The sequence below is a fragment of the Citrobacter sp. Cpo030 genome, assembly GCF_030333005.1.
GTDB classification, from domain to species: Bacteria; Pseudomonadota; Gammaproteobacteria; order Enterobacterales; family Enterobacteriaceae; genus Citrobacter; species Citrobacter portucalensis.
In genome coordinates this window covers 37974-62418 of the sequence record NZ_JAOWGT010000066.1, presented here as the reverse complement: position 1 = coordinate 62418, position 24445 = coordinate 37974, and the positions used below count along the sequence as shown (strand labels likewise).

The following is a 24445-nucleotide window of genomic DNA, read 5'->3' as shown; positions in this document are numbered from 1 at the left end:
CTGGCGTTCAGGGCTTTACGCTAACGCGAACTTACTTCTTCGCGCGCTCGAAGGAAGCAACGATTTCAGCTTTAGCAGCTTCAGCGTTGTCCCAACCGTCAACTTTCACCCATTTGCCCGCTTCGAGATCTTTGTAGTGTTCGAAGAAGTGGGTGATCTGCGCTTTCAGCAGTTCCGGCAGATCGGTCACATCTTTGATGTGATCGTATTCTTTGCTCAGCTTGGTGTGCGGTACCGCAACCAGTTTCGCATCTTCACCGGATTCGTCGGTCATTTTCAGTACGCCAACCGGACGGCAGCGGATCACTGAACCTGGCTCCAGCGGGTACGGAGTCGGGACCAGAACGTCTACCGGGTCACCGTCCAGAGACAGGGTGTGGTTGATGTAACCGTAGTTGCACGGATAGAACATCGCGGTGGACATGAAGCGGTCAACGAACAGGGCGCCGCTCTCTTTGTCAACTTCGTATTTGATCGGATCTGCGTTGGCAGGGATCTCGATAACAACGTAGATATCTTCCGGCAGGTCTTTACCGGCAGGGACGTTGAGTAAGCTCATGTCTGTTTCCTTTAAATAAGCTATGGCAAACAAGTGGCGGGTATTATAGCCAACTCGCGCGGAATGTCTCCGCTTGTTTTCGCTTTCTCTGCGTGCATTTTCTTCTTTTTACCTCTCTCTCGTGACAGAAAAATCCATATCTTTAGCCGCATTTTTCATAGTGAGATGAAAGCGATTACAAAGTTGTGATTAACGTTTTATTTACTTTTTTGAAGTGTGATGTAACGCAATCCGTTACATGCTCAATTGTCTATAGTTTTTTCGCAACGGTTAATTAACCAACAATAATCACCCTACGAGGACGCACTTATGTGGAAGCGCTTACTTTTAGTCACAGCAGTTTCGGCAGCCATGTCGTCTATGGCAATGGCAGCCCCTTTAACCGTAGGATTTTCGCAGGTTGGCTCTGAATCCGGCTGGCGCGCCGCAGAAACCAACGTCGCGAAAAGCGAGGCCGAAAAGCGGGGAATTACGCTGAAAATCGCTGATGGCCAGCAAAAGCAGGAAAACCAGATTAAAGCAGTCCGCTCATTTGTTGCGCAGGGCGTCGACGCCATCTTTATTGCGCCGGTCGTGGCAACGGGTTGGGAGCCGGTTTTAAAAGAAGCTAAAGATGCCGACATTCCGGTCTTTTTGCTCGATCGTTCCATCGATGTAAAAGACAAATCTCTCTATATGACCACCGTCACCGCCGACAACGTGTTGGAAGGTAAATTGATCGGCGACTGGCTGATTAAACAAGTGGACGGCAAGCCGTGTAACGTCGTTGAGCTGCAAGGGACCGTTGGGGCCAGCGTGGCGATCGATCGTAAGAAAGGCTTTGCTGAAGCCATTGCCAGTGCGCCAAACATCAAAATTATTCGCTCTCAGTCCGGTGACTTCACCCGCAGTAAAGGGAAAGAAGTGATGGAGAGCTTTATCAAAGCGGAAAACAACGGCAAGAACATCTGTATGGTTTACGCCCACAACGATGACATGGTGATCGGTGCGATTCAGGCGATCAAAGAAGCGGGCCTGAAACCTGGCAAAGATATTCTCACCGGTTCTATCGATGGCGTACCGGATATCTACAAAGCGATGATTGACGGCGAAGCCAACGCTAGCGTCGAACTGACGCCGAATATGGCCGGCCCGGCATTCGACGCGCTGGAGAAATTCAAAAAAGACGGCACGATGCCTGAGAAGCTGACCATTACCAAGTCGATCCTCTATCTGCCGGATACGGCGAAAGAAGAGTTAGAGAAGAAGAAAAACATGGGCTACTAGTTTTTCTGTCGGTCTTCCGTAGGCCGGATAAGGCGTTACGCCGCCATCCGGCATTTGTTGCCTGATGGCGCTGCGCTTATCAGGCCTACGAAACGCCGTGACCTCGTACCGGAGGAATGCCATGACCACCGACCAACATCAGGAAATCCTCCGCACCGAAGGATTAAGCAAATTCTTTCCCGGCGTCAAAGCGTTGGATAACGTGGATTTCAGTTTGCGTCGCGGTGAAATTATGGCGCTGCTGGGAGAAAACGGAGCCGGCAAATCGACGCTCATCAAAGCGCTGACCGGCGTTTACCATGCCGATCGTGGCACTATCTGGCTCGAAGGCCAACCGATTTCCCCCAAAAACACCGCCCATGCCCAGCAACTGGGGATTGGCACCGTGTACCAGGAAGTGAACCTGCTGCCCAATATGTCGGTTGCCGATAACTTATTTATTGGTCGTGAACCGCGGCGCTTTGGCCTGCTCCAGCGCAAACAGATGGAAAAACGCGCGACGGAGCTGATGGCGTCATACGGTTTTTCCCTCGACGTGCGCGAGCCGCTGAACCGCTTTTCCGTGGCGATGCAACAAATCGTCGCCATCTGTCGGGCGATCGATCTCTCCGCGAAAGTGCTGATCCTCGATGAGCCGACTGCCAGCCTTGATACCCAGGAAGTTGAAATGCTGTTTGGTCTGATGCGACATCTGCGCGATCGCGGCGTCAGTCTGATCTTCGTCACCCACTTTCTCGATCAGGTTTATCAGGTCAGCGATCGCATTACCGTCCTGCGTAACGGCGGCTTCGTTGGCTGCCGTGAAACCCGCGAGCTGCCTCAGATCGAACTGGTCAAAATGATGCTGGGCCGCGAACTGGATACCCATGCGCTACAGCGTGCGGGCCGCACCTTGCTGAGTGATAAACCGGTGGCGGCATTCAGTGATTTTGGCAAAAAAGGCACCATCGCGCCGTTTGATCTACAGGTGCGTCCCGGTGAGATCGTCGGTCTCGCCGGACTGCTGGGATCCGGGCGAACGGAAACGGCGGAGGTGATCTTTGGTATTAAACCCGCCGACAGCGGAAGTGCGCTGATCAAAGGCAAACCGCAGACTTTGCGATCGCCGCATCAGGCTTCGTGTCTGGGGATCGGTTTCTGTCCGGAGGATCGCAAAACGGATGGCATTATTGCTGCCGCTTCGGTGCGGGAAAACATCATTCTGGCATTGCAGGCACAGCGCGGCTGGCTGCGGCCTATTCCCCGTAAAGAGCAAAACGAGATTGCCGATCGGTTTATCCGCCAGCTTGGTATTCGTACTCCAAACGCGGAGCAACCGATCGAATTTCTCTCCGGCGGCAATCAGCAAAAAGTATTGCTCTCGCGCTGGTTACTGACCAAACCGCAGTTCCTGATCCTCGATGAACCCACGCGTGGGATCGACGTTGGCGCGCATGCGGAGATCATCCGCCTGATCGAAACGCTGTGCGCGGATGGTCTGGCGCTGCTGGTCATTTCATCCGAACTGGAAGAGTTAGTGGGCTATGCCGATCGGGTCATTATTATGCGCGATCGCAAACAGGTGGCAGAGATCCCACTGGCTGAACTGTCCGTACCGGCAATCATGAACGCCATTGCGGCCTAAGGAGACTATGGTGATGCCTCAATCTCTCCCTCAATCCAATCCGTCTAAACGGCGGTTCCGTTGGCCAAAGGGGATGCCACAGCTGGTGGCGTTACTGCTGGTGCTGCTGGTGGATAGCCTGGTCGCCCCGCATTTCTACCAGGTGATTTTGCAGGATGGTCGGCTGTTCGGTAGCCCGATTGATATTCTCAACCGCGCCGCTCCCGTGGCGCTGTTGGCGATTGGTATGACGCTGGTGATTGCCACCGGCGGTATCGACCTTTCCGTGGGGGCCGTCATGGCTATTGCCGGTGCCACTACTGCGGCGATGACGGTGGCCGGGCACAGTCTGCCGGTGGTTCTGCTTGCCGCCTTAGGCTCCGGCATTCTGGCTGGGCTGTGGAACGGGATTCTGGTGGCCATCCTCAAGATTCAACCGTTCGTCGCCACGCTAATCCTGATGGTGGCCGGGCGCGGGGTGGCGCAGCTTATCACTTCCGGGCAGATTGTCACCTTTAACTCGCCCGAACTGTCATGGTTTGGCAGCGGCTCGCTTTTACTATTCCCCACGCCGGTAATTATTGCACTGCTCACGCTGGTGGTGTTCTGGCTGCTGACGCGGAAAACGGCGCTGGGTATGTTTATCGAAGCGGTGGGTATCAACATTCGTGCGGCAAAAAACGCCGGGGTGAACACCCGCATTATCGTGATGCTCACCTATGTGCTGAGCGGCCTGTGCGCGGCTATTGCTGGCATTATCGTCACGGCGGATATCCGGGGGGCAGATGCCAATAACGCCGGATTATGGCTGGAGCTGGATGCCATCCTGGCGGTGGTTATCGGCGGCGGTTCGCTGATGGGCGGGCGCTTTAACCTGCTGCTGTCGGTGGTAGGCGCGTTGATTATTCAGGGCATGAATACCGGGATTTTGCTGTCGGGCTTCCAGCCGGAACTGAATCAGGTGGTCAAAGCCGTGGTGGTGTTGTGTGTGCTGGTCGTGCAGTCGCAACGCTTTATCAGCCTGATAAAAGGAGTGCGTGGTCATGATAAAACGTAATTTACCGCTGATGATCACCCTCGGCGTGTTTGTGCTGGGTTATCTCTACTGCCTGACGCAGTTTCCCGCTTTTGCTTCCACCCGGGTCATTTGCAATATCCTGACCGATAACGCCTTTCTGGGCATCATTGCCGTAGGCATGACCTTCGTGATCCTCTCTGGCGGGATCGACCTTTCCGTTGGCTCGGTGATCGCCTTTACCGGCGTATTTCTGGCAAAGGCCATTGGTTTTTGGGGCATTTCCCCGCTGCTGGCGTTCCCATTGGTTTTGCTGATGGGCTGCGCGTTTGGTGCGTTTATGGGGTTACTGATTGATGCGCTGAAGATCCCGGCATTTATTATCACCCTGGCGGGAATGTTCTTCCTGCGCGGCGTCAGCTATCTGGTCTCTGAAGAATCTATCCCAATTAATCATCCGGTTTATGACACGCTCTCAAGCCTGGCATGGAAAATTCCCGGCGGTGGTCGCCTGAGCGCGATGGGATTGCTGATGCTGGCGGTTGTCGTCATCGGCATATTCCTGGCGCACCGTACGCGCTTTGGTAATCAGGTTTACGCGATTGGCGGCAACGCCACCTCTGCCAACCTGATGGGCATCTCAACTCGCAGCACCACCATCCGCATTTATATGCTGTCTACCGGGCTGGCGACGCTTGCCGGCATTGTCTTTTCCATTTATACCCAGGCGGGCTATGCGCTGGCGGGCGTTGGCGTCGAACTGGATGCGATAGCCTCCGTCGTGATTGGCGGAACGCTACTTAGTGGCGGGGTCGGTACGGTGTTAGGGACATTGTTTGGCGTCGCCATTCAGGGGCTGATCCAGACCTACATTAATTTTGATGGCACATTAAGTTCCTGGTGGACGAAGATCGCGATTGGTATTTTATTGTTTATTTTTATAGCGTTACAACGCGGTCTGACGGTGCTTTGGGAAAATCGTCAAAGCTCGCCGGTGACCCGAGTGGGTACGGCGGCAACACCAAAGTAACATCCTGATTTTGCACAAAACATTTAAATACCTAAACTTTTTCCGGTTGTAGTCGATAGGTTCTGTACAGGTCTGTTTTAACCCTACAACCGGAAATATAACGATGCCAAAATCCCTTTCAATTCGATCAAGTTTGTTGGTGTTATTGTCTTTGCTGACGTTCCTTCTGTTACTGACCGGTGGTATGGGGCTATATGCTTCTACCCGTGTCATTACATCGTTGATTTATCACGGTATTATGAGCTCTGCGATGTTGGCTGCTATCGCATTGCTGGCGGTCATTTGGTTTATGCTGCGAAATAAGTTTCTCAAACCGTTGGATAACATGGTTGAGCAACTGGAACGTCTGGCAACGGGGGATTTATCACCGGTTACCGCGTTGTCGGCCAGCGCTGAATTTAACCGCCTGAACACGGCAATGGATGAAATGCGCCATGCGCTGGGCGACTCGGTACAGCGCGTACGCGATGCCAGTTCGCAAATTGATATTGGCAGTCGTGAACTGACGGCCGGGAACCAGCATCTGGCGCAACGCACTGAATCGACAGCCACTTCGCTGGAGCAGACCGCCGCCAGCATGGAAGAACTCACGGCGACGGTGAAACAGAATGCGCAGAACGCGGAACAGGCGCACCAGCTGGCAAAATCGGTGTCGGATACCGCCGATCGCGGCAGCGAAATGGTGTGCTATGTGATCGAGAAAATGCGCGATATTTCCGGCAGTTCCAGCCGAATCGCCGACATACTCAGCGTAATCGACGGTATTGCTTTCCAGACCAATATCCTGGCGCTCAATGCTTCCGTTGAAGCGGCGCGAGCTGGTGAGCAGGGGCGGGGCTTTGCGGTTGTCGCCGGTGAAGTGCGTAATCTGGCCAGCCGCAGCGCCGAGGCGGCCAAAGAGATCCGCACGTTAATCAGTGATTCACACACCCACGTAGGGGAAGGTAGTGAGCTTGCGCAGCAGGCGGGCGAAACCATGGATGAGATTGCCAATGAAGTGATGCGCATGACCAAACTGATGCGTGAAATTGCCAGTGCGTCCCAGGAACAGAGTCGCGGCATAGAGCAGGTGAATATCGCGGTGATTCAGATGGATGAAACGGCGCAGCAAAACGCGGCGCTGGTACAGCAGTCTTCAGCGGCTACCCGCTCGCTGGAAGAACAGTCTTCAGCGCTAATCGAAGCCATGGCCGTATTTAAGCTACAGAAAGCGTAACCGGACGATGGATTTTGTAGGCCGGATGGCGGCGTAAACGCCTTTATCCGGCCTACGTCCGTGCGATGAATAATACTTACGCGTCCGGGAACTCGCGGATAAAGCGTTCTACATCTTCAACCATGTGGTCGTTACCCACGAAGAAGGAGCGGCGCTGGTGTAGGCTTTCCGGGATGATATCCAGAATACGATTTTTACCGTCGCTCGCCTTGCCGCCCGCCTGCTCGGCCAGCAGGGCCATTGGGTTGCATTCGTACAGCAGACGCAGTTTCCCTTCCGGGTGGCTGGCGGTGCTTGGGTACAGGTAGATCCCGCCTTTGAGCAGATTGCGATGGAAATCCGCAACCAGAGAGCCAATGTAGCGCGAGGTGTACGGGCGCTGGGTTGACTTATCTTCTTCCTGGCAGAATTTAATGTACTTCTTCACGCCGTTCGGGAATTTGATGTAGTTGCCTTCGTTAATGGAGTACGTGCTGCCTTTCGTCGGGAAGCGCATACGTTCCTGGCTGAGGCAGAATACGCCCAGAGAAGGATCGTAGGTGAAGGCGTGTACGCCACAGCCGGTGGTATACACCAACATGGTGGAAGAACCATAAACCACGTAACCTGCAGCAACCTGCTTGTTGCCCGGCTGCAGGAAATCCTCTTCCGTGACCGGTGTGCCGACTGGGGTTACGCGGCGGTAGATAGAGAAAATCGTACCGACAGAGACGTTAACATCGATGTTGGATGAGCCATCCAGCGGATCCATTAGCACAACGTATTTAGCGTGTTCACAGCCTTCAAAGACGACGATTTCATCTTCTTCTTCTGAGGCAATGCCCGCCACAATGTCGCGCGCCTTCAGTGCTGCTTTCAGTTTTTCGTTTGCGAACAGATCGAGTTTTTGCTGAACCTCTCCCTGTACGTTCTCAGCACCGCTGGCACCCAGGATATCGACCAGACCGGCCTTATTGATATCGCGGTGGATGATCTTGGCGCCCAGCTTTATTGCCGACAACAAAGCAGTGAGTTCACCGGTAGCATGAGAAAACTCGTGCTGCTTTTCGACAATAAATTCACCTAACGTTTTCATAACACTTTCCCTGCAATTTATGTGGAGTAAAGCGACCGCAACAATATTAACAAATATTTCCATTGCTGCGCTTAGGTGAATCGCGCCAGCAAACTGCGGAATATCCTGAAATGCGTTTCTCACTTGCCGGACATGTGCGTAAAATGGCCCCCAGATTAAAAAAGGATAGTGACGTATGCGCATTCATATTTTGGGAATTTGTGGCACTTTCATGGGCGGTCTGGCGATGCTGGCGCGCTCGCTCGGTCATGAAGTAACCGGTTCGGACGCCAATGTGTATCCGCCGATGAGTACCTTACTTGAGAAGCAAGGCATTGATCTGATTCAGGGTTACGATGCCAGCCAGCTCGACCCGCAGCCGGACCTGGTGATCATCGGCAATGCCATGACCCGTGGCAATCCGTGCGTGGAAGCGGTGCTGGAAAAGAACATTCCGTACATGTCTGGCCCGCAGTGGCTGCATGACTTTGTATTGCGCGATCGCTGGGTACTGGCGGTTGCGGGAACGCACGGCAAAACCACTACCGCCGGAATGGCGACCTGGATCCTCGAAGCCTGTGGCTATAAACCTGGCTTTGTGATCGGCGGCGTTCCGGGCAACTTTGAGGTTTCCGCGCGTCTCGGCGAGAGCGATTTCTTCGTGATAGAAGCGGACGAGTACGACTGCGCGTTTTTCGATAAGCGTTCTAAATTCGTGCATTACTGCCCGCGCACGCTGATCCTCAACAACCTTGAGTTCGATCACGCGGACATCTTTGACGATCTGAAAGCGATCCAGAAACAGTTCCACCATCTGGTGCGTATCGTGCCGGGCCAGGGACGCATCATCTACCCGGAAAACGACATCAATCTGAAACAAACGATGGCGATGGGCTGCTGGAGCGAACAAGAGCTGGTGGGCGAACAAGGTCACTGGCAGGCGAAAAAACTGACCACCGATGCTTCCGAGTGGGAAGTGTGGCTGGACGGTGAAAAAGTCGGTGAAGTGAAGTGGGGCCTGGTGGGCGAGCACAACATGCACAACGGCCTGATGGCGATTGCAGCCGCGCGTCATGTTGGCGTCGTACCTGCGGATGCGGCCAATGCGCTTGGCTCATTCATCAACGCCCGTCGTCGTCTTGAGCTGCGCGGTGAAGCCAATGGCGTGACGGTGTATGACGATTTCGCCCATCACCCGACGGCCATTCTGGCAACGCTTGCGGCACTGCGCGGTAAAGTGGGCGGCACGGCGCGCATCATCGCTGTGCTGGAACCTCGCTCGAACACCATGAAAATGGGCCTGTGCAAAGATGACCTGGCGCCGTCGTTAGGGCGTGCAGACGAAGTGTTCCTGCTGCAACCCCCGCACATTCCGTGGCAGGTAGCAGAAGTCGCTGAAGCCTGCGTTCAGCCGGCACACTGGAGCGGCGATGTGGATGCACTGGCAGATATGGTGGTGAAAACCGCACAGCCTGGCGATCACATTCTGGTGATGAGCAACGGCGGGTTTGGCGGCATTCATCAAAAACTGCTGGATGGTCTGGCGAAGAAAGCTCAGGCGGAAGAAGAGTAAAAAATGCCCGGTGGCGCTACGCTTACCGGGCCTACAACGGATCGTAGGCCGGATAAGGTATTTGCACCGCCATCCGGCACTTTCGGCGGACGAAGAGGTTAGGCCTCGTTTTCCGCCAGTTCACGCAGATACTGGAAGATCTGGCGGGAAGATTTTGGCGGCTTGTTGCCCGCTTTTTCTTTCCTGGCGTTACGCACCAGCGAACGCAGTTGCTGACGGTCGGCGTCAGGCCACAGGTTCATCACTTCTTCGATAGCTTCATCGCTACCGTCAACCATACGGTCACGCAGTTGCTCCAGCTTATGGAAGACAACGACCTGTTGGTTATGACGGTTTTTTAGCTTGTCCAACGCCTGACGGATAGGATCAACATCGCGCTGGCGCAACATTTTGCCAATCAGCTGCAGCTGACGACGGCGACCTTCCATCTTAATACGCTGGGCCAGCTCAATCGCGGCACGTAAATCCGCATCGAGCGGGATTTTGTCCAGCGCGTTTTTCCCCAGTTTTACCAGTTCCACACCAAGGTGTTTTAACTCCTCGGCGTCACGTTTTATTTCACTTTTACTGACCCAGATAATTTCATCGTCTTCGTCTTCGATGTCATCACCGGGAACGTCGTCGAGCCAGTCTTCGGGCTGCTTAGTCATGTCAGGCTCCTTAAAAAAAGAGGCTAATGTTACCAGTTAAGATGCGCACTGAAAAACGGTTCTCTGTTAGACTTCAGAGAAACTCTCTCTACATTATGGCATTTGCGATGAAAGTAATCTCACAAGTTGAAGCGCAGCGTAAGATTCTGGAAGAAGCAGTCTCGACGGCACTGGAATTAGCGTCAGGTAAGTCGGATGGCGCGGAAGTCGCTGTGAGCAAGACCACGGGTATTAGCGTCAGCACCCGTTATGGTGAAGTGGAGAACGTCGAATTCAATAGCGATGGTGCACTGGGGATTACGGTTTACCACCAGAACCGTAAGGGCAGCGCATCGTCCACCGATTTAAGCCCGCAGGCGATTGCACGTACCGTGCAGGCCGCGCTGGACATTGCACGTTACACTTCGCCGGACCCGTGCGCGGGCGTGGCAGATAAAGAACTGCTGGCCTTTGATGCGCCCGATCTGGACCTGTTCCACCCGGCGGAAGTTTCCCCTGACGAAGCTATCGAACTGGCTGCCCGCGCTGAACAGGCGGCGTTGCAGGCCGATAAGCGTATCACCAACACCGAAGGCGGCAGCTTTAACAGCCACTATGGCATCAAAGTGTTTGGCAACAGCCACGGCATGCTGCAGGGCTACTGCTCCACGCGCCATTCCCTTTCCAGTTGCGTAATCGCAGAAGAAAATGGCGATATGGAGCGTGATTACGCCTACACCATTGGCCGGGCTATGGGCGATCTGCAAACGCCGGAGTGGGTGGGGGCTGACTGTGCTCGCCGTACCTTATCTCGCCTGTCTCCGCGTAAACTTTCCACCATGAAAGCACCAGTGATTTTCGCCAATGAAGTGGCGACCGGACTGTTCGGACACCTGGTTGGCGCAATTGCTGGTGGCTCGGTGTACCGCAAATCCACCTTCCTGCTCGACTCGCTGGGCAAGCAAATTCTGCCGGAATGGCTGACCATTGAAGAACATCCGCACTTGCTGAAAGGGCTGGCGTCGTCGCCGTTCGACAGCGAAGGCGTACGGACCGAACGCCGCGACATTATTAAAGACGGCGTGCTGACTCAGTGGCTGCTGACCAACTATTCCGCACGTAAGCTGGGGCTGAAGAGCACCGGTCATGCAGGCGGGATCCACAACTGGCGAATTCCGGGACAGGGTCTAAGCTTCGAGCAGTTGCTTAAAGAGATGGGCACAGGTCTTGTGGTTACCGAGCTGATGGGACAGGGCGTAAGCGGCATTACCGGCGATTACTCGCGCGGCGCGGCGGGCTTCTGGGTCGAAAACGGCGAAATTCAGTACCCGGTGAGTGAAATTACCATCGCCGGTAACTTAAAAGAGATGTGGCGTAATATCGTCACCGTCGGCAACGATATTGAAACGCGCAGTAATATTCAGTGTGGTTCGGTCCTGTTGCCGGAGATGAAGATCGCCGGGCAATAATACCCGTCATACTTCAAGCTGTGGCGTGAATTATTGAGGGTATCTGGCGTTTGTTTATTTTTGAATAATAAAAAAGGAAGTGAGCAATGCGTAAACACCTGTTAGCGATCGTCGCAGCTTCAACGCTGGTTCTTGGTTCTTCTGCGTTTGCAGCCGATCTTGAAGACGATATGGGGATCCTCAACGACAACCTGAAAATCGTCGAAAAAACGGATAATGCGACTGAACTGAAAGACGCCTTAACCAAAATGCGTGCAGCCGCGCTGGACGCGCAAAAGGGAACGCCGCCGAAGCTGGAAAACAAATCCCCGGACAGCCCGGAGATGAAGGATTTTCGCCACGGCTTTGACACGCTGATCGGCCAGATTGACGGTGCGTTGAAGCTGGCGAACGAAGGTAAAGTCAAAGAGGCGAAAGCCGTTGCGGAAGAGTTGAAAACCACGCGCAACGAAAACCACAAGAAGTTCCGTTAATCTACGCTATCCGGCCTGCATACCCGCAGGCCGGATAAAATACCCCGTTACTGCACGCCCCATAAGTAAACGCTATCCCCATCACATTTTTTCATTTTTATCGTCCATTCATTGTTCGCACTTCCTTCCATTTTGCTGCTCGCTCTTGCGATTTCAATCACATTCTTCCAGTGATAAATCGTGGTTCCAGCCCTTTTTGCGGCACAGATCACTATCGCTGCACGCCTTTCCACTTCGAAGTGGAAAACAACTCGCTACAAACTTATAACCTCCGTCGCTAATTTACCCTCAGAGACATTAACGGGGTAAGACGAGTGAATAACGGAGCTGTAATGAATGACATGGGGGAATCGGTGGAACTGGCCGACCGCATGCTGGCGCAGGTGTATGCCTTGCTGCGTGAACGCAACATTATTCCCAACGCCGTACAGGAACAGATGCTGACGTCGCATGTTCGCGCCATGGCGCACCGCTCGGTAACGGGTGAACCCTTACCAGAAGTCGATGCCAGCTTGTTTGATGAAATTTCTGCCGAATCAATGGCGCTTGCCCGCGACGTGGTCGCCGAGTTTGGCAATCTTCCTGAGGAAGAGGCCTGGCTGCTGTCGGTGCACTTCGAAGTCGCGAAAGACAACCTTTAAGGAGCAAAAGATGGAACAGATTACCGTAGTGATTGGCGATCGTCTGGGTAAAGGCCAGAAAGTGGCGGCAGGCGTAGAGAAAGCGGGTGGCCGTGCCGTTGTGGTGCCGGGCGTTGCAGCAGATATGAAGCTGGGTGACGTGATGAAAGCGGAAAACGCCACCTTTGGTATCTCGTTTTGTGGCAGTGGTGGTGCGGGTGCGATTACCGCGCAGACCAAATACGGCTACAAGGCGAAATACGGCATGCGCTCGGTCGATGAAGGGGTAACCGCCATCAACGAAGGGTGCAACGTACTGGGATTCGGCTTTATGGATAAAGAAGAGCTCGGCGAGCGCCTGGTGCAGGCGTGGCAAAAGAAACACGGCGCTTAAGCATGAAAGAGCAATTCACCACCACGGTGAGAGTCACGGGTAAGGGCGAGACTAAAGCTCGCGCCTTTGCCGATGCCCTGAACCACGTTCAGGCTGCGGTGATGAAAGCGTCGCCGCATATCTTACTGCGTATTGAGCCACAGGATGTGCAGGTTGTTCAAGCGCGTGAATCGGTGCGTAAAGAGGCGTTTTTATTCCTCTTTTTGCGCCGGGAAAGATGCACTTTCAGCGTGGAGCTGGACGTGACCGTCAACGTGACTGCCATCAATCTCGACAAGGTGGATTTCGTTACGCAACGCTGATTTTTCTATTAAAAGGCATAATTATGTTCCTGATAATATTAATAAAATCGCTCATCATCGGCGCATTGGTTGGCGTTGGTGTCGGCGCTGGGGCTGCACGCATGTTTCATGCGCCTACCACTCAAGGGATGGGCGCGTTTCGTACTCTGGGAGAACTGAATTCCTGCGAAGGAGATCCAGCTTCTCACTTCTCGTTCGGCCTGGGCTTCTTCTTTAATGCCTGGGCTTCCTCCGTTGCGGCGGGGGCGTTCACGCAGGACGTCGACCATCGCATCATCCCTAACTGGGGCGCCGCCGCGCTGATGATTAAAAATCGCAACGTCGGTGAAACGCTGCACGACCCCAAACGCATGGCAATTGCCTGCGGCGTTATCGGGATGATCGTAGTGACCTTCCTGAACCTCACCGCATCATCCGTACCGGAAGCGTTGCAAGTTACCGCCGTCAAAGTGCTGGTGCCCGCGGCTAACCTGCTGGTTAACACCGTGATGCCAGTGATCTTCTGGCTGGCGGCGATCGACGCTGGTAAGAAATCCGGCTTCTGGGCCACCGTTTTTGGCGGCGCGGCGCAGCTGATTATGGGCAACGCCGTTCCGGGTCTGGTGCTCGGCATTCTGATCGGCAAAGGTGTTGAAGAAAGCGGCTGGAACCACGTCACGAAAGTGATGATGGTAGCTATCGTCGCGCTGTTTGTCCTGAGCGGCTTCTTCCGCGGTTTCGACATGAAGATGATCGAATCCTTCCATCTGACCGTGCCTAACTGGCTCGAACTTATCCACAACTCGCTCAGCGGCAAATAACGGAGGTCATCATGGAACAGAATAAAGGTTTTTGGTTCGCTGACTGGTCGTTCCCGATCTTCGTGGGCCTGCTCTCCTCTGGCGTATTTGCCGGAACACACATGTACTACCTGTACGGTATTGGCGCATTTAACGAAGTGGCTTTTGTGGCGATGCTGAAGGCGGGAATGGATACCGGCTCCTACGGGGCGGTGGCGGCATTTGGCGCAAGCTTCCTGTTTGCCCGCATCATTGAAGGTTCGCTGGTGGGGATTTTGGATATCGGCGGGGCGATTCAAACCGGGGTTGGGTTAGGTGTTCCGGCGCTGCTGCTGGGCGCGGGCATTATCTTCCCGGTCGCCAACTTCGCCGCCTCGCTGGTCACCGGTCTGGTGATTGGTCTGGCGATTGGCTACATCATCATTCTGGCGCGTAAGTTCACCATCAACCAGAGCGACTCGACCTACGGTGCGGACGTCATGATGGGGGCCGGTAACGCCTCCGGCCGCTTCCTCGGACCGTTGATTATCCTTAGCGCGATGACGGCTTCTATTCCTATCGGAATCGGTTCTCTGGCGGGCGCGCTGCTGTTTTATCTGTGGCAAAAACCGATTACCGGCGGGGCGATCCTCGGCGCAATGATCCTCGGGTCCATCTTCCCGATTGCCATTAGCTAACTGTTGATTTGCAGGCCGGATAAGGCGGTTACGCCGCCATCCGGCAAAGGAGAGAGCGATGTTTGATTTACTCCTGCGCCGTGCGCGCCTCGTTGACGATACGGTGAGCGATATTGCGCTCAAAGACGGCAAGATCGCGGCCTTGGGCGACGTTGATGGCCCGGCGCTGAAAACCATCGAGCTGGGCGGCGAGTGTTACGTCAGCGCAGGCTGGATTGACTCCCACGTTCATTGCTACCCGAAATCCCCGATTTATCACGACCAGCCGGATAGCGTCGGTATTGCGACCGGCGTTACTACCGTGGTGGATGCGGGCAGTACCGGGGCGGATGACATCGACGATTTTTACACCCTGACCCGGGAAGCTGCCACCGAAGTGTATGCGCTGCTGAACATCTCCCGCGTTGGGCTTATCGCCCAGAACGAGCTGGCCAACATGGCCAATATTGACGCTGATGCGGTGCGAGAGGCGGTTAAACGCCACCCTGATTTTATCGTCGGTCTGAAGGCACGTATGAGCAGCAGCGTAGTCGGTGAAAATGGCATCACGCCGCTGGATCGCGCCAAAGCGATGCAAGCACAGAACGGCGACCTGCCGCTGATGGTGCATATCGGCAACAACCCGCCGAATCTCGATGATATCGCTGAGCGCCTGAGCGCGGGTGACATCATTACCCACTGTTACAACGGTAAGCCGAATCGCATTCTGACGCCGCAAGGCGAGCTGCGGGCGTCAGTGACGCGGGCGATTTCACGCGGCGTGCGTCTGGACGTTGGGCATGGCACCGCCAGCCTGAGCTTTGCGGTGGCAAAACGCGCTATCGGCCTGGGCATTTTGCCGCACACCATCAGCTCCGATATTTACTGTCGCAACCGTATCAGCGGCCCGGTACATTCCCTGGCGAATGTGATGTCGAAATTCCTCGCCATTGGGATGTCGCTTCCGCAGGTCATTGAATGCGTTACCGCCAATGCCGCCGATGGTCTGCGCCTGAAACAGAAGGGGCGGCTGCAGGTCGGTCTGGATGCCGATTTAACCCTCTTTACGCTTAAGCGCCAGCCAACCGTGCTGGTAGATGCAGAAAACGACAGCCTGCAGGCTGAACAACTGCTGGTGCCGCTTGCCGCAATACGTGCGGGCAAGGGCTATATGACCGAACAAGGGAGCGCGGAACATGCCTTCGATTTTTGAGAAATACGATTTAAAACAGGTGATTAATACCTCCGGCCGCATGACGGCGCTTGGCGTCTCCACGCCGCGACCAGAAGTGGTTGAAGCCGCGATGGCGGGGATGAACCAATATTTCGAGATGAAAGACCTGGTCAATAAAACAGGCGACTACATCGCGAAATTACTGGAAGTGGAAGGGGCAACGGTTGTCTCTTGCGCCTCGGCCGGGATCGCCCTATCGGTGGCTGGCGTACTGGTTAAAGACAGCGACTGGCTGCCGGAGAATCTGCACGTCACGCCCATCGAGAACAACGAAATCGTGCTGCCCAGAGGCCACAACGTCAACTTTGGCGCTCCGGTGGGCACGATGGTGGCGCTTGGCGGCGGTAAGTTAGTGGAAGCCGGTTATGCCAACGAATGTTCCGCGGCGCAGCTGGCGGCGGCCATTACACCGCGTACGGCGGCCATTCTGTATATCAAATCTCACCATTGCGTCCAGAAAAGTATGCTCAGCGTGGAGCAGGCCGCGGTGGTGGCGCGTACACATAATCTGCCGTTGATCGTGGACGCGGCGGCGGAAGAGGATTTGCAGTGCTACTACCGGGTTGGTGCAGATCTGGTGATTTATAGTGGCGCCAAGGCGATAGAAGGACCAACCAGCGGTCTGGTGATAGGTAAAACCCAGTACGTTGAGTGGGTGAAGCGCCAGACGGCGGGAATTGGCCGGGCGATGAAGGTGGGCAAAGAGGGAATTCTTGGACTGACCTGCGCCATCGAACTGTATCTGAACGCGCAGAAAGAGAGCGGCGCGGAGATGGTCGAGAAAATGACGCCGTTCATTAATGCCTTGAACCAGCTTAACGGCGTGAGCGCCCGCGTGGTGTGGGATAGTGCAGGGCGCGACATCGCACGCACGGAAATTAAGTTTGATGAAGCGGTAACCGGGATCGCCACGGGGGAACTGGTTGACGCGCTGAAACAGGGGGAGTACGCGATTTACTTCCGTGGTTACAAAGCCAATGAAGGCATTATCGAAGCCGATGTGCGCAGTGTCGATCGCGCGCAGCTGGAGATTGTGGCCCGTCGAATTGGTGAAGTGATTTCGCAGGAGAAAAATGCATGAAACTGACCCCTAACTTTTATCGCGACCGCGTCTGCCTGAACGTGCTGGCAGGCTCCAAAGAAAATGCCCGAGATATTTATGCGGCGGCGGAAGGACACGTGCTGGTTGGCGTATTGTCAAAAAATTACCCGGATGTCGCAAGCGCGGTAGCGGATATGCGTGAATACGCGGCCCTTATCGACAATGCGCTCTCCGTGGGGCTGGGGGCGGGCGATCCTAACCAGTCGGCGATGGTCAGTGAAATCTCCCGTCAGGTGCAGCCACAACATGTCAATCAGGTCTTTACCGGCGTGGCTACCAGTCGCGCGCTGCTGGGCCAGCAGGAGACAGTGGTCAACGGTCTGGTCTCGCCAACCGGCACGCCGGGCAGGGTGAAAATCTCCACTGGTCCGCTAAGCAGCCAGACTCCGGACGGTATTGTGCCGGTAGAAACCGCGATTGCGCTGCTCAAAGACATGGGCGGTAGCTCAATTAAATACTTCCCGATGGGCGGCCTGCAATGCCGTGACGAGTACATTGCGGTCGCGCAGGCCTGCGCCCGTCATGACTTCTGGCTGGAGCCAACCGGCGGTATCGATCTGGATAATTTCACTGAAATCCTGAAAATTGCCCTCGATGCCGGAGTGAGTAAAATCATTCCTCACATCTATAGTTCGATTATTGATAAGGTGAGTGGTAACACTCGTCCGGACGACGTACGCCAGCTGATGGCGATGACCCGGGCCTGCGTAGGCTAACTGACTGATGAGGAAACTGACGTGCGATTCCCCAACCAACGTTTAGCACAGCTGTTTGACATGTTGCAAAACGAAGCGCTTCCGCAGGACGAGCTGGCGCAGCGGTTGTCGGTTTCCACACGCACCGTACGGGCGGATATCACCGCGCTAAACGCGCTGCTCACCCAGTACGGCGCACAGTTTGTCCTCAGCCGGGGTAATGGTTATCAGCTCAAAATTGACGACCCGGCAAGCTTTCACACCCTGCAAACGCAGCAGCCCAATACGTTGCTGCGCATCCCACGCACCAGCCAGGAACGGATACACTGGCTGGTGGTGCGTTTTCTGACATCGGCTTTCTCGCTGAAGCTGGAAGATTTGGCTGATGAATGGTTTATCAGCCGCGCGACGCTGCAAAACGATATGGCTGAGGTGCGCGAGCATCTGCAACGTTATCATCTGACGCTGGAAACGCGTCCCCGTCACGGCATGAAGCTGTTCGGCAGCGAAATGGCGATCCGCGCCTGTTTGACCGATCTGCTGTGGACGCTGGCGCAGCAGGATCCGCAGCATCCGTTAGTGACGCAAGAAGCGCTGAATGCGGGGCTCCCTGAACAGTTGCAACCCGTTTTGCAGGACATTTTTGCCCGTTTCCATATTCGTCTGACCGATGAGGGCGAGCTGTTTTTACGCTTGTACTGCGCGGTGGCGGTACGGCGGATTAGCGAAGGATATCCACTCCCGGATTTTGCCGCAGAAGAGGCCGATCAATCGGTGTGCCTGGCCACGCGGGAAATCGCGGCGGTATTGCACCGCCTGGCAGACAAACCGCTTTCCGTTTCCGAAGAAAACTGGCTACAGGTGCATATTGCTGCCCGCCAGGTACAAGAGATCGCGCCCAGTGCTATCAATGCGGATGATGATGAAGCGTTGGTCAATTACATCCTGCGTTTTATCAACAGCCAGTACAACTACAACCTGTTGAATGACAAACAGTTACATGCTGACCTGCTGACGCATATTAAGACGATGATAACCCGGGTGCGTTACCAGATAATGATCCCCAATCCGCTGCTGGAAAATATTAAACAGCACTACCCCATGGCGTGGGACATGACGCTGGCCGCCGTCTCGGGATGGGGAAAATATACGCCGTACACCATCAGTGAAAATGAGATTGGCTTCCTTGTGCTGCATATTGGCGTCGGGCTGGAGCGTAGTTACAACATCGGTTACCAGAGACAGCCGAAGGTTCTGCTGGTATGCGATGCCGGAAATGCGATGGCGCGGATGATTGAAGCGGTACTGGCGCGTAAGTATCCGCAGATAGAGATCGTCGATACCGTAACGCTTCGCGACTACGAACAGCGGGAAAGCATCAGCGAAGATTTTGTCATCTCAACCGCGCGGATCGGTGAAAAAGATAAGCCGGTGGTGATGATTGCGCCGTTCCCTACCGATTATCAGCTGGAGCAGATTGGCAAACTGGTGCTGGTCGACAGAACCCGTCCGTGGATGTTGAACAAATTCTTCGATGCCGCCCATTTTCGTGTGGTTGACGAGCCAATGGATCAACAAACGTTGTTCAAAACCTTATGCCGTCAGTTGCAGGATGAAGGTTTTGTCGACGCGGAGTTTCTTGATTCGGTGGTGGAACGTGAGGCCATCGTCAGCACCATGCTGGGTGACAGCATTGCCTTGCCGCACGCCCTTGGTCTGCTGGCCAAGAAAACGGTGGTCTACACCATCCTCGCCCCGCAGGGTATCGCCTGGGGCGATGAAACCGCGCACGTGATCTTCTTGCTCGCTATCAGCAAGAGTGAATACGAAGAAGCGATGGCCATCTACGATATCTTCGTTACCTTCTTGCGCGAACGCGCGATGACGCGGCTCTGCGCGTGCCGTAATTTCACCGAGTTCAAAGCGGTTGCCATGGAGTGTGTGAGCCGTTTTTGAGAGGCGGAAAACAGAATATTTACCGCCTGGAAATTAACGCAAATGATGTACAACCTGGTTGCTGCTGCCGCGCCAGATCAGCGCTGGGTCTTTAAGATCCTGCACAAATTTACCATCGACCAGCACGTTGATGAGATCCACCACCTGCATTTGTGCGGCGTTGAGTTCATCAAGCTTGTAGCCGGTCCACACCCAGATATCTTTCCCCGGACACTCAGCGTGAATACGCTGTACCAGTTGCAGGATATCCGGCACGTTTTGCGGATGCAGCGGATCGCCGCCGGACAGCGAAATACCCTGGCGAGGGATTCGCGTGTCGTTCAGATCGGCAATGATCTTGTCTTCCATCTCTTTGGTAAACGGCTGGCCGGAATTGAGTCGCCAGGTGCTTTTGTTATAGCAGCCAGGGCATTCATGCACGCATCCCGACACAAACAGGGTGCAGCGAGTGCCGGGGCCGTTAACGATATCGACGGGATAGTATTGATGGTAGCGCATAGCGGGTGTCCAGAAAGCATGTAGGCCGGATAAGGTGCTTGCACCGCATCCGGCAACATTGTGATGCCTGATGACGACGCGACTGCTTCTTATCAGGCCTACGGCCTTTGCAAACGGAAATTAACCTATCTGCCCATTACCTAAATGCTTAACGCGGCGCTTCACTTCTTCCTGCTTACCGGCGTTAAACGGACGAGCGTCCGGGCTGCCTAAATAACCGCATACGCGGCGGGTGACCGACACGCGTGCGGCGTCGTGGTTACCACATTTCGGGCAGGTAAAGCCTTTGCTGGTGCACTCGAACTCACCGGTAAAGCCGCACTCGTAGCATTCATCGATTGGCGTGTTGGTCCCGTAATACGGCACGTGCTGATAGCTGTAATCCCAGACGTCTTCCAGTGCTTTCAGGTTGTGCTGAATGTTCGGGTACTCGCCGTAGCAAATGAAGCCTCCGTTCGCCAGCGGCGGGTACGGCGCTTCAAAATCGATCTTGTCGTACGGGTTAACCTTTTTCTCCACGTCGAGGTGGAAGCTGTTGGTGTAGTAACCTTTGTCGGTAACACCCGGCACCACGCCAAACTCGGCGGTATCCAGACGGCAGAAACGATCGCACAGGTTTTCACTTGGCGTACTGTACAGACTAAAGCCGTAGCCGGTTTCGTCTTTCCACTGATCGACCGCCTGACGCAGACGTTCCACAATGGCGATAGCTTTAGCGCGAAGCTGCTCGCTGTCGTACAAGTGTTTGTCGCCAAACAGCGCGTTGATGGTTTCGTGAATGCCGATGTAACCCAGAGAAATCGACGCGCGGCCGTTTTTAAAGATTTCAGACACGTCATCGTCTGCTTTCAGACGCACGCCGCAGGCCCCTTCCATATACAGGATCGGTGCAACGCGGGCCTTCACGCCTTCCAGACGCGCAATGCGGGTCATCAGCGCTTTACGCGCCAGGATCAGACGGTCGTCGAGCAGTTTCCAGAAGGTGGCTTCATCGCCATGAGCTTCCAGCGCGATACGCGGCAGGTTAAGGCTGATAACGCCGAGGTTGTTACGGCCATCGTGAACCTGTTCGCCGTTCTCGTTTTCCCATACACCCAGGAAGCTGCGGCAGCCCATTGGCGTTTTGAACGAGCCGGTCACTTTAACCACCTGATCGTAGTTCAGGATGTCCGGATACATACGCTTGCTCGCGCACTCCAGCGCCAGCTGCTTGATGTCATAGTTCGGATCGCCAAACTTGTGGTTCAGACCGTCACGAATCGCAAACACCAGTTTCGGGAACACGGCAGTTTTACGATTTTTACCCAGGCCGGCAATGCGGTTACGCAGAATGGACTGCTGGATCAAACGCGATTCCCAGCTGGTTCCCAGGCCGAAACCGAAGGTAACGAACGGCGTCTGACCGTTGGCGGTATGCAGGGTATTCACTTCATACTCAAGGGACTGGAATGCGTCGTAGCACTCTTTCTCGGTACGGGAATGCGCATAACCGTCGGCATCTGGGATCTGCCACTCTTCAGCGGTTTTGCGATGCTTATTAAAGCTCTCGGTCACGAACGGTGCGAGAACTTCGTCAATACGGTTAATGGTGGTACCGCCATAAATATGGCTGGCAACCTGCGCGATAATTTGCGCGGTGACGGCCGTCGCGGTGGAGATGGATTTTGGCGGCTCAATCTCCGCGTTACCCATCTTAAAGCCCTGCGTCAGCATACCTTTCAGGTCGATCAGCATGCAGTTAAACATTGGGAAGAACGGAGAGTAGTCGAGATCGTGATAGTGAATATCACCACGCTCGTGCGCCTGGACGACATCACGCGGCAGCAGGTGTTGACGCGCATAGTGTTTGGCGACGATACCGGCCAGCAGATCGCGCTGGGTCGGGATCACTTTGCTGTCTTTGTTGGCGTTTTCGTTCAGCAGAGCAGAGTTGGTTTGCTCAACCAGACCACGAATTTCCTGGTTCAGACGGCCACGTTTTTCACGCTGTATATCACGGTCGTGGCGATATTCGATGTACGCACGGGCGAGTTGTTTGTACGGACCAGACATCAGCTGGTTTTCTACCGCTGTCTGGATCTCGTTGATATCGACCTGGCTGCGCTCATTCATCTGGCTACTAACGACTTCTGCGACGGTGGCACAGTAATCTGCGTCATCGACTCCCGCTGCTTTAGCTGCACGCAGAATGGCTTCTTTGATGCGCTCTGATTTAAACGGCACTTTACAGCCATCTCGTTTCATCACATGCGGTGTCATGATCACTCCATATTTATAAGAACAGGTTATCCACAGAGGTTGGAGAAGCGGCCATGGCTTTATTCATCTATCTGGCCAATGACTTCCCGCAATCCTGACCCACTTTATCCACAACTCCACCGTTAAACGGTGCACTGTAGTTGTAGCAATTGTAGTCGATTAATACAACATATTGGGTCGGTGTGCATTTTAAGTTCTATATGTAGTGATTTGCATCAAGGATGTTTACGATTTATTTGATGTAGCGCAAAGTAAAAATCGGAGCGTACAGATGACGGGCGGTACAGCCGATTGTAAATTGTAGGCAGAAAATTCTGATTAATTATTCAGCAAAAACAGAAGGGTAAGCTAAGCGTATGTAGCAACGCCCGGTAGCGCTATGCGTACCGGGCCTGAACATAATTGCAAGCTATTTTTGCAACCACCAGACGGCCTCAAAAGGACGCAGTGTCATGTCCCCAGGTTGGCTGGCAACCTCGGCATAGTTGTGCATCAGCACCTGCCAGTTTCCGTCGGTCTGGGCTGGCTGCCAGCTCTGGAAGGTATCGCTCAGATTGGCAATGACCAGCAGCCGCTGCCCTTGCCACTCTCGTTGATAGCACCACAGATGCGGGCTGTCCGGTAGCAGATCCTGGTAGTCGCCCCAGGTGATAACCGGCTCCGCTTTGCGCAATGCGATCAGCTTCTGATAGGTGTAGAACACCGAGTCAGTATCGTTCAGTGCTGCCGCCACGTTAATGTCTGCTGCGTTGTCACACAGATTGATCCATGGCTCGCCGCGGGTGAAGCCCGCGTGTTTGCTGGCATCCCATTGCATCGGCGTGCGGCTGTTATCGCGTGATTTACTGGCGAGGATCGCCAGCAGTTCTTGCGCATCGCGTCCCTGGCCGTTCAACTCGGCAAACATGTTATGGCTTTCCACATCGCGATAATCGGTAATCTGGCGGAAGTGCGGGTTGGTCATACCGATCTCTTCACCCTGGTAGATATAGGGGGTGCCCTGCATGCCATGCAGCACCATCGCCAGCATTTTGGCCGACGGAACGCGGTATTTACCTTCATCACCAAAACGCGACACGATGCGCGGCTGATCGTGGTTACACCAGAACAGCGCGTTCCATGCCTGATTGTGCATGCCCTGCTGCCAGTGGCGGAACAGGGTTTTTAGCGCGACATAATTGGGTTTTGCTAACGTCCACTTCTCACCGTTGGGGTAATCCACTTTCAGGTGGTGGAAGTTAAAGGTCATCGACAGTTCGCTACCATCTTGTGCGGCGTACTGCTGGCAATGTTCCAACGTGGTGGATGACATTTCGCCGACCGTCATCAGGTTGCGTGGGGTAAAAACATCGCGGTTCATCTCACGCAAAAATTCATGCGCGCGTGGGCCGTCGGTATAAAAACGCCGTCCATCGCCGTCGGGATCGTTCGGGAAGTCCTGGTCTTTAGAGATAAGATTCACCACGTCGAGGCGCAGTCCGTCCACGCCGCGATCGGCCCAGAACTCGCAGACTTTTTTTAGCTCGGCGCGGACCGCCGGGTTTTCCCAATTCAGGTCGGCTTGCTCCGGAGCAAAGAGGTGCAGATAGTACTGCTCGCTTTCGGCGTGCCAGTCCCAGGCGTTGCCGCCAAACTTGGAACGCCAGTTATTCGGCGGGCAGTCTGGCGTGCCGTCGCGCCAGAGATAAAACTGACGATACGGGCTGTCTTTATCCAGCGCTTCACGAAACCAGGCGTGCTGGGTTGAGGTGTGGTTAAACACCATGTCGAGAATAATACGGATGCCGCGTGCTTTCGCCTGTACCACCAGTTCGTCAAAGTCTTCCAGCGTGCCGTAGGCCGGATCGACAGACGTGTAGTCTGCGACGTCGTAACCGTTATCAACCTGCGGCGAAATATAGAACGGCGTCAGCCAGATGGCATCAACGCCCAGCTTTTGCAGATAGTCGAGGCGCTGCGTCACGCCGCGTAAATCTCCGGTGCCGCTGCCGGTGGTGTCCTGAAAACTCTTGGGGTAAACCTGATAGATAACGCCGTTTTGCCACCAGTGGGGAATATTCATG

Annotated in this window: 23 protein-coding genes; 17 read left to right on the top strand and 6 right to left on the bottom strand. The window is 54.6% G+C overall.

Annotated elements, in window-relative coordinates; genetic code table 11:
• Positions 1–31: 31 nt before the first annotated feature.
• Positions 32–559 (bottom strand): inorganic diphosphatase, encoded by a 528-nt coding sequence (gene ppa, locus OGY37_RS12450; RefSeq protein WP_003025726.1) that lies wholly within the window; start codon positions 557–559, stop codon positions 32–34.
• A gap of 309 nt (positions 560–868) precedes the next feature.
• Between ppa and ytfQ the strand changes: the two genes are divergently transcribed.
• From ytfQ to OGY37_RS12425, 5 genes are all read left to right on the top strand, one after another.
• The gene (gene ytfQ / locus OGY37_RS12445) at positions 869–1825 is read left to right on the top strand and encodes a galactofuranose ABC transporter substrate-binding protein YtfQ (RefSeq protein WP_003025728.1); all 957 of its coding nucleotides are present in this window, start codon (positions 869–871) and stop codon (positions 1823–1825) included.
• A gap of 121 nt (positions 1826–1946) precedes the next feature.
• Positions 1947–3449 carry a galactofuranose ABC transporter, ATP-binding protein YtfR gene (ytfR, locus tag OGY37_RS12440; RefSeq protein WP_286620949.1) on the top strand — a complete coding sequence of 501 codons (1503 nt, stop codon included), beginning with the start codon at positions 1947–1949 and terminating at the stop codon, positions 3447–3449.
• 13 nt (positions 3450–3462) lie between these two features.
• Entirely contained in the window at positions 3463–4485 is a 1023-nt protein-coding gene (gene ytfT / locus OGY37_RS12435; RefSeq protein WP_003830397.1) for a galactofuranose ABC transporter, ATP-binding protein YtfT, read from the top strand.
• Positions 4472–5473, top strand: a complete 1002-nt coding sequence (yjfF, locus tag OGY37_RS12430; protein WP_063941641.1) for a galactofuranose ABC transporter, permease protein YjfF — start codon at positions 4472–4474, stop codon at positions 5471–5473. The genes ytfT and yjfF overlap by 14 nt, the downstream gene beginning before the upstream one ends.
• 103 nt (positions 5474–5576) lie before the next feature.
• Entirely contained in the window at positions 5577–6689 is a 1113-nt protein-coding gene (locus OGY37_RS12425; protein ID WP_126319429.1) for a methyl-accepting chemotaxis protein, read from the top strand.
• Positions 6690–6765: 76 nt separating this feature from the next.
• On the opposite strand, the gene fbp is transcribed toward OGY37_RS12425, so the two are convergent.
• Entirely contained in the window at positions 6766–7764 is a 999-nt protein-coding gene (fbp, locus tag OGY37_RS12420; RefSeq protein ID WP_148362529.1) for a class 1 fructose-bisphosphatase, read from the bottom strand.
• Between the two features lie 175 nt (positions 7765–7939).
• On the opposite strand from fbp, the gene mpl reads away from it, so the two are divergent.
• Positions 7940–9316, top strand: a complete 1377-nt coding sequence (gene mpl / locus OGY37_RS12415) for a UDP-N-acetylmuramate:L-alanyl-gamma-D-glutamyl-meso-diaminopimelate ligase (protein WP_003830388.1) — start codon at positions 7940–7942, stop codon at positions 9314–9316.
• 98 nt (positions 9317–9414) lie between these two features.
• Here the strand turns inward: mpl and yjgA are convergent, their stop codons facing one another.
• A complete protein-coding gene (gene yjgA / locus OGY37_RS12410) occupies positions 9415–9966 on the bottom strand; it encodes a ribosome biogenesis factor YjgA (protein WP_008786039.1) in 552 nt (183 codons plus the stop codon).
• Between the two features lie 95 nt (positions 9967–10061).
• On the opposite strand from yjgA, the gene pmbA reads away from it, so the two are divergent.
• The 11 genes from pmbA (at position 10062) to OGY37_RS12355 (ending at position 19625) form a co-directional block, all read left to right on the top strand.
• The gene (gene pmbA / locus OGY37_RS12405; protein WP_003830385.1) at positions 10062–11414 is read left to right on the top strand and encodes a metalloprotease PmbA; all 1353 of its coding nucleotides are present in this window, start codon (positions 10062–10064) and stop codon (positions 11412–11414) included.
• 86 nt (positions 11415–11500) lie between these two features.
• On the top strand, positions 11501–11887 hold the full coding sequence (gene cybC, locus OGY37_RS12400) for a cytochrome b562 (RefSeq protein WP_003025756.1): 387 nt from the start codon (positions 11501–11503) through the stop codon (positions 11885–11887).
• Positions 11888–12219: 332 nt separating this feature from the next.
• A complete protein-coding gene (locus tag OGY37_RS12395; RefSeq protein ID WP_003025758.1) occupies positions 12220–12528 on the top strand; it encodes a glycine dehydrogenase in 309 nt (102 codons plus the stop codon).
• A 10-nt stretch (positions 12529–12538) separates the two neighbouring features.
• A complete protein-coding gene (locus OGY37_RS12390; RefSeq protein ID WP_003830384.1) occupies positions 12539–12901 on the top strand; it encodes an SFCGS family glycine-rich protein in 363 nt (120 codons plus the stop codon).
• A 2-nt stretch (positions 12902–12903) separates the two neighbouring features.
• Positions 12904–13203: a DUF4312 family protein gene (locus OGY37_RS12385; RefSeq protein WP_286620947.1), complete on the top strand. Its 300-nt coding sequence runs from the start codon at positions 12904–12906 to the stop codon at positions 13201–13203.
• A 23-nt stretch (positions 13204–13226) separates the two neighbouring features.
• Positions 13227–14003, top strand: coding sequence for a DUF4311 domain-containing protein (locus tag OGY37_RS12380; RefSeq protein WP_003025764.1), 777 nt, complete (start codon positions 13227–13229; stop codon positions 14001–14003).
• 11 nt (positions 14004–14014) lie between these two features.
• Positions 14015–14659, top strand: coding sequence for a DUF4310 family protein (locus OGY37_RS12375; protein ID WP_003830379.1), 645 nt, complete (start codon positions 14015–14017; stop codon positions 14657–14659).
• Positions 14660–14717: 58 nt separating this feature from the next.
• Entirely contained in the window at positions 14718–15851 is a 1134-nt protein-coding gene (locus OGY37_RS12370) for an amidohydrolase/deacetylase family metallohydrolase (RefSeq protein ID WP_003830377.1), read from the top strand.
• Positions 15835–16953 carry a DgaE family pyridoxal phosphate-dependent ammonia lyase gene (locus OGY37_RS12365; protein ID WP_286620945.1) on the top strand — a complete coding sequence of 373 codons (1119 nt, stop codon included), beginning with the start codon at positions 15835–15837 and terminating at the stop codon, positions 16951–16953. Before OGY37_RS12370 ends, OGY37_RS12365 begins: the two co-directional genes overlap by 17 nt.
• On the top strand, positions 16950–17690 hold the full coding sequence (gene dagF / locus OGY37_RS12360) for a 2-dehydro-3-deoxy-phosphogluconate aldolase (RefSeq protein ID WP_164563184.1): 741 nt from the start codon (positions 16950–16952) through the stop codon (positions 17688–17690). The genes OGY37_RS12365 and dagF overlap by 4 nt, the downstream gene beginning before the upstream one ends.
• Positions 17691–17711: 21 nt before the next feature.
• Positions 17712–19625: a BglG family transcription antiterminator gene (locus OGY37_RS12355; RefSeq protein WP_191221897.1), complete on the top strand. Its 1914-nt coding sequence runs from the start codon at positions 17712–17714 to the stop codon at positions 19623–19625.
• 33 nt (positions 19626–19658) lie between these two features.
• On the opposite strand, the gene nrdG is transcribed toward OGY37_RS12355, so the two are convergent.
• The 3 genes from nrdG to treC form a co-directional block, all read right to left on the bottom strand.
• Positions 19659–20123 carry an anaerobic ribonucleoside-triphosphate reductase-activating protein gene (nrdG, locus tag OGY37_RS12350; RefSeq protein ID WP_048227187.1) on the bottom strand — a complete coding sequence of 155 codons (465 nt, stop codon included), beginning with the start codon at positions 20121–20123 and terminating at the stop codon, positions 19659–19661.
• A 120-nt stretch (positions 20124–20243) separates the two neighbouring features.
• Positions 20244–22382: an anaerobic ribonucleoside-triphosphate reductase gene (gene nrdD, locus OGY37_RS12345; RefSeq protein WP_003830363.1), complete on the bottom strand. Its 2139-nt coding sequence runs from the start codon at positions 22380–22382 to the stop codon at positions 20244–20246.
• Positions 22383–22791: 409 nt separating this feature from the next.
• The gene (treC, locus tag OGY37_RS12340) at positions 22792–24444 is read right to left on the bottom strand and encodes an alpha,alpha-phosphotrehalase (protein ID WP_286620943.1); all 1653 of its coding nucleotides are present in this window, start codon (positions 24442–24444) and stop codon (positions 22792–22794) included.
• Position 24445: the final 1 nt, after the last annotated feature.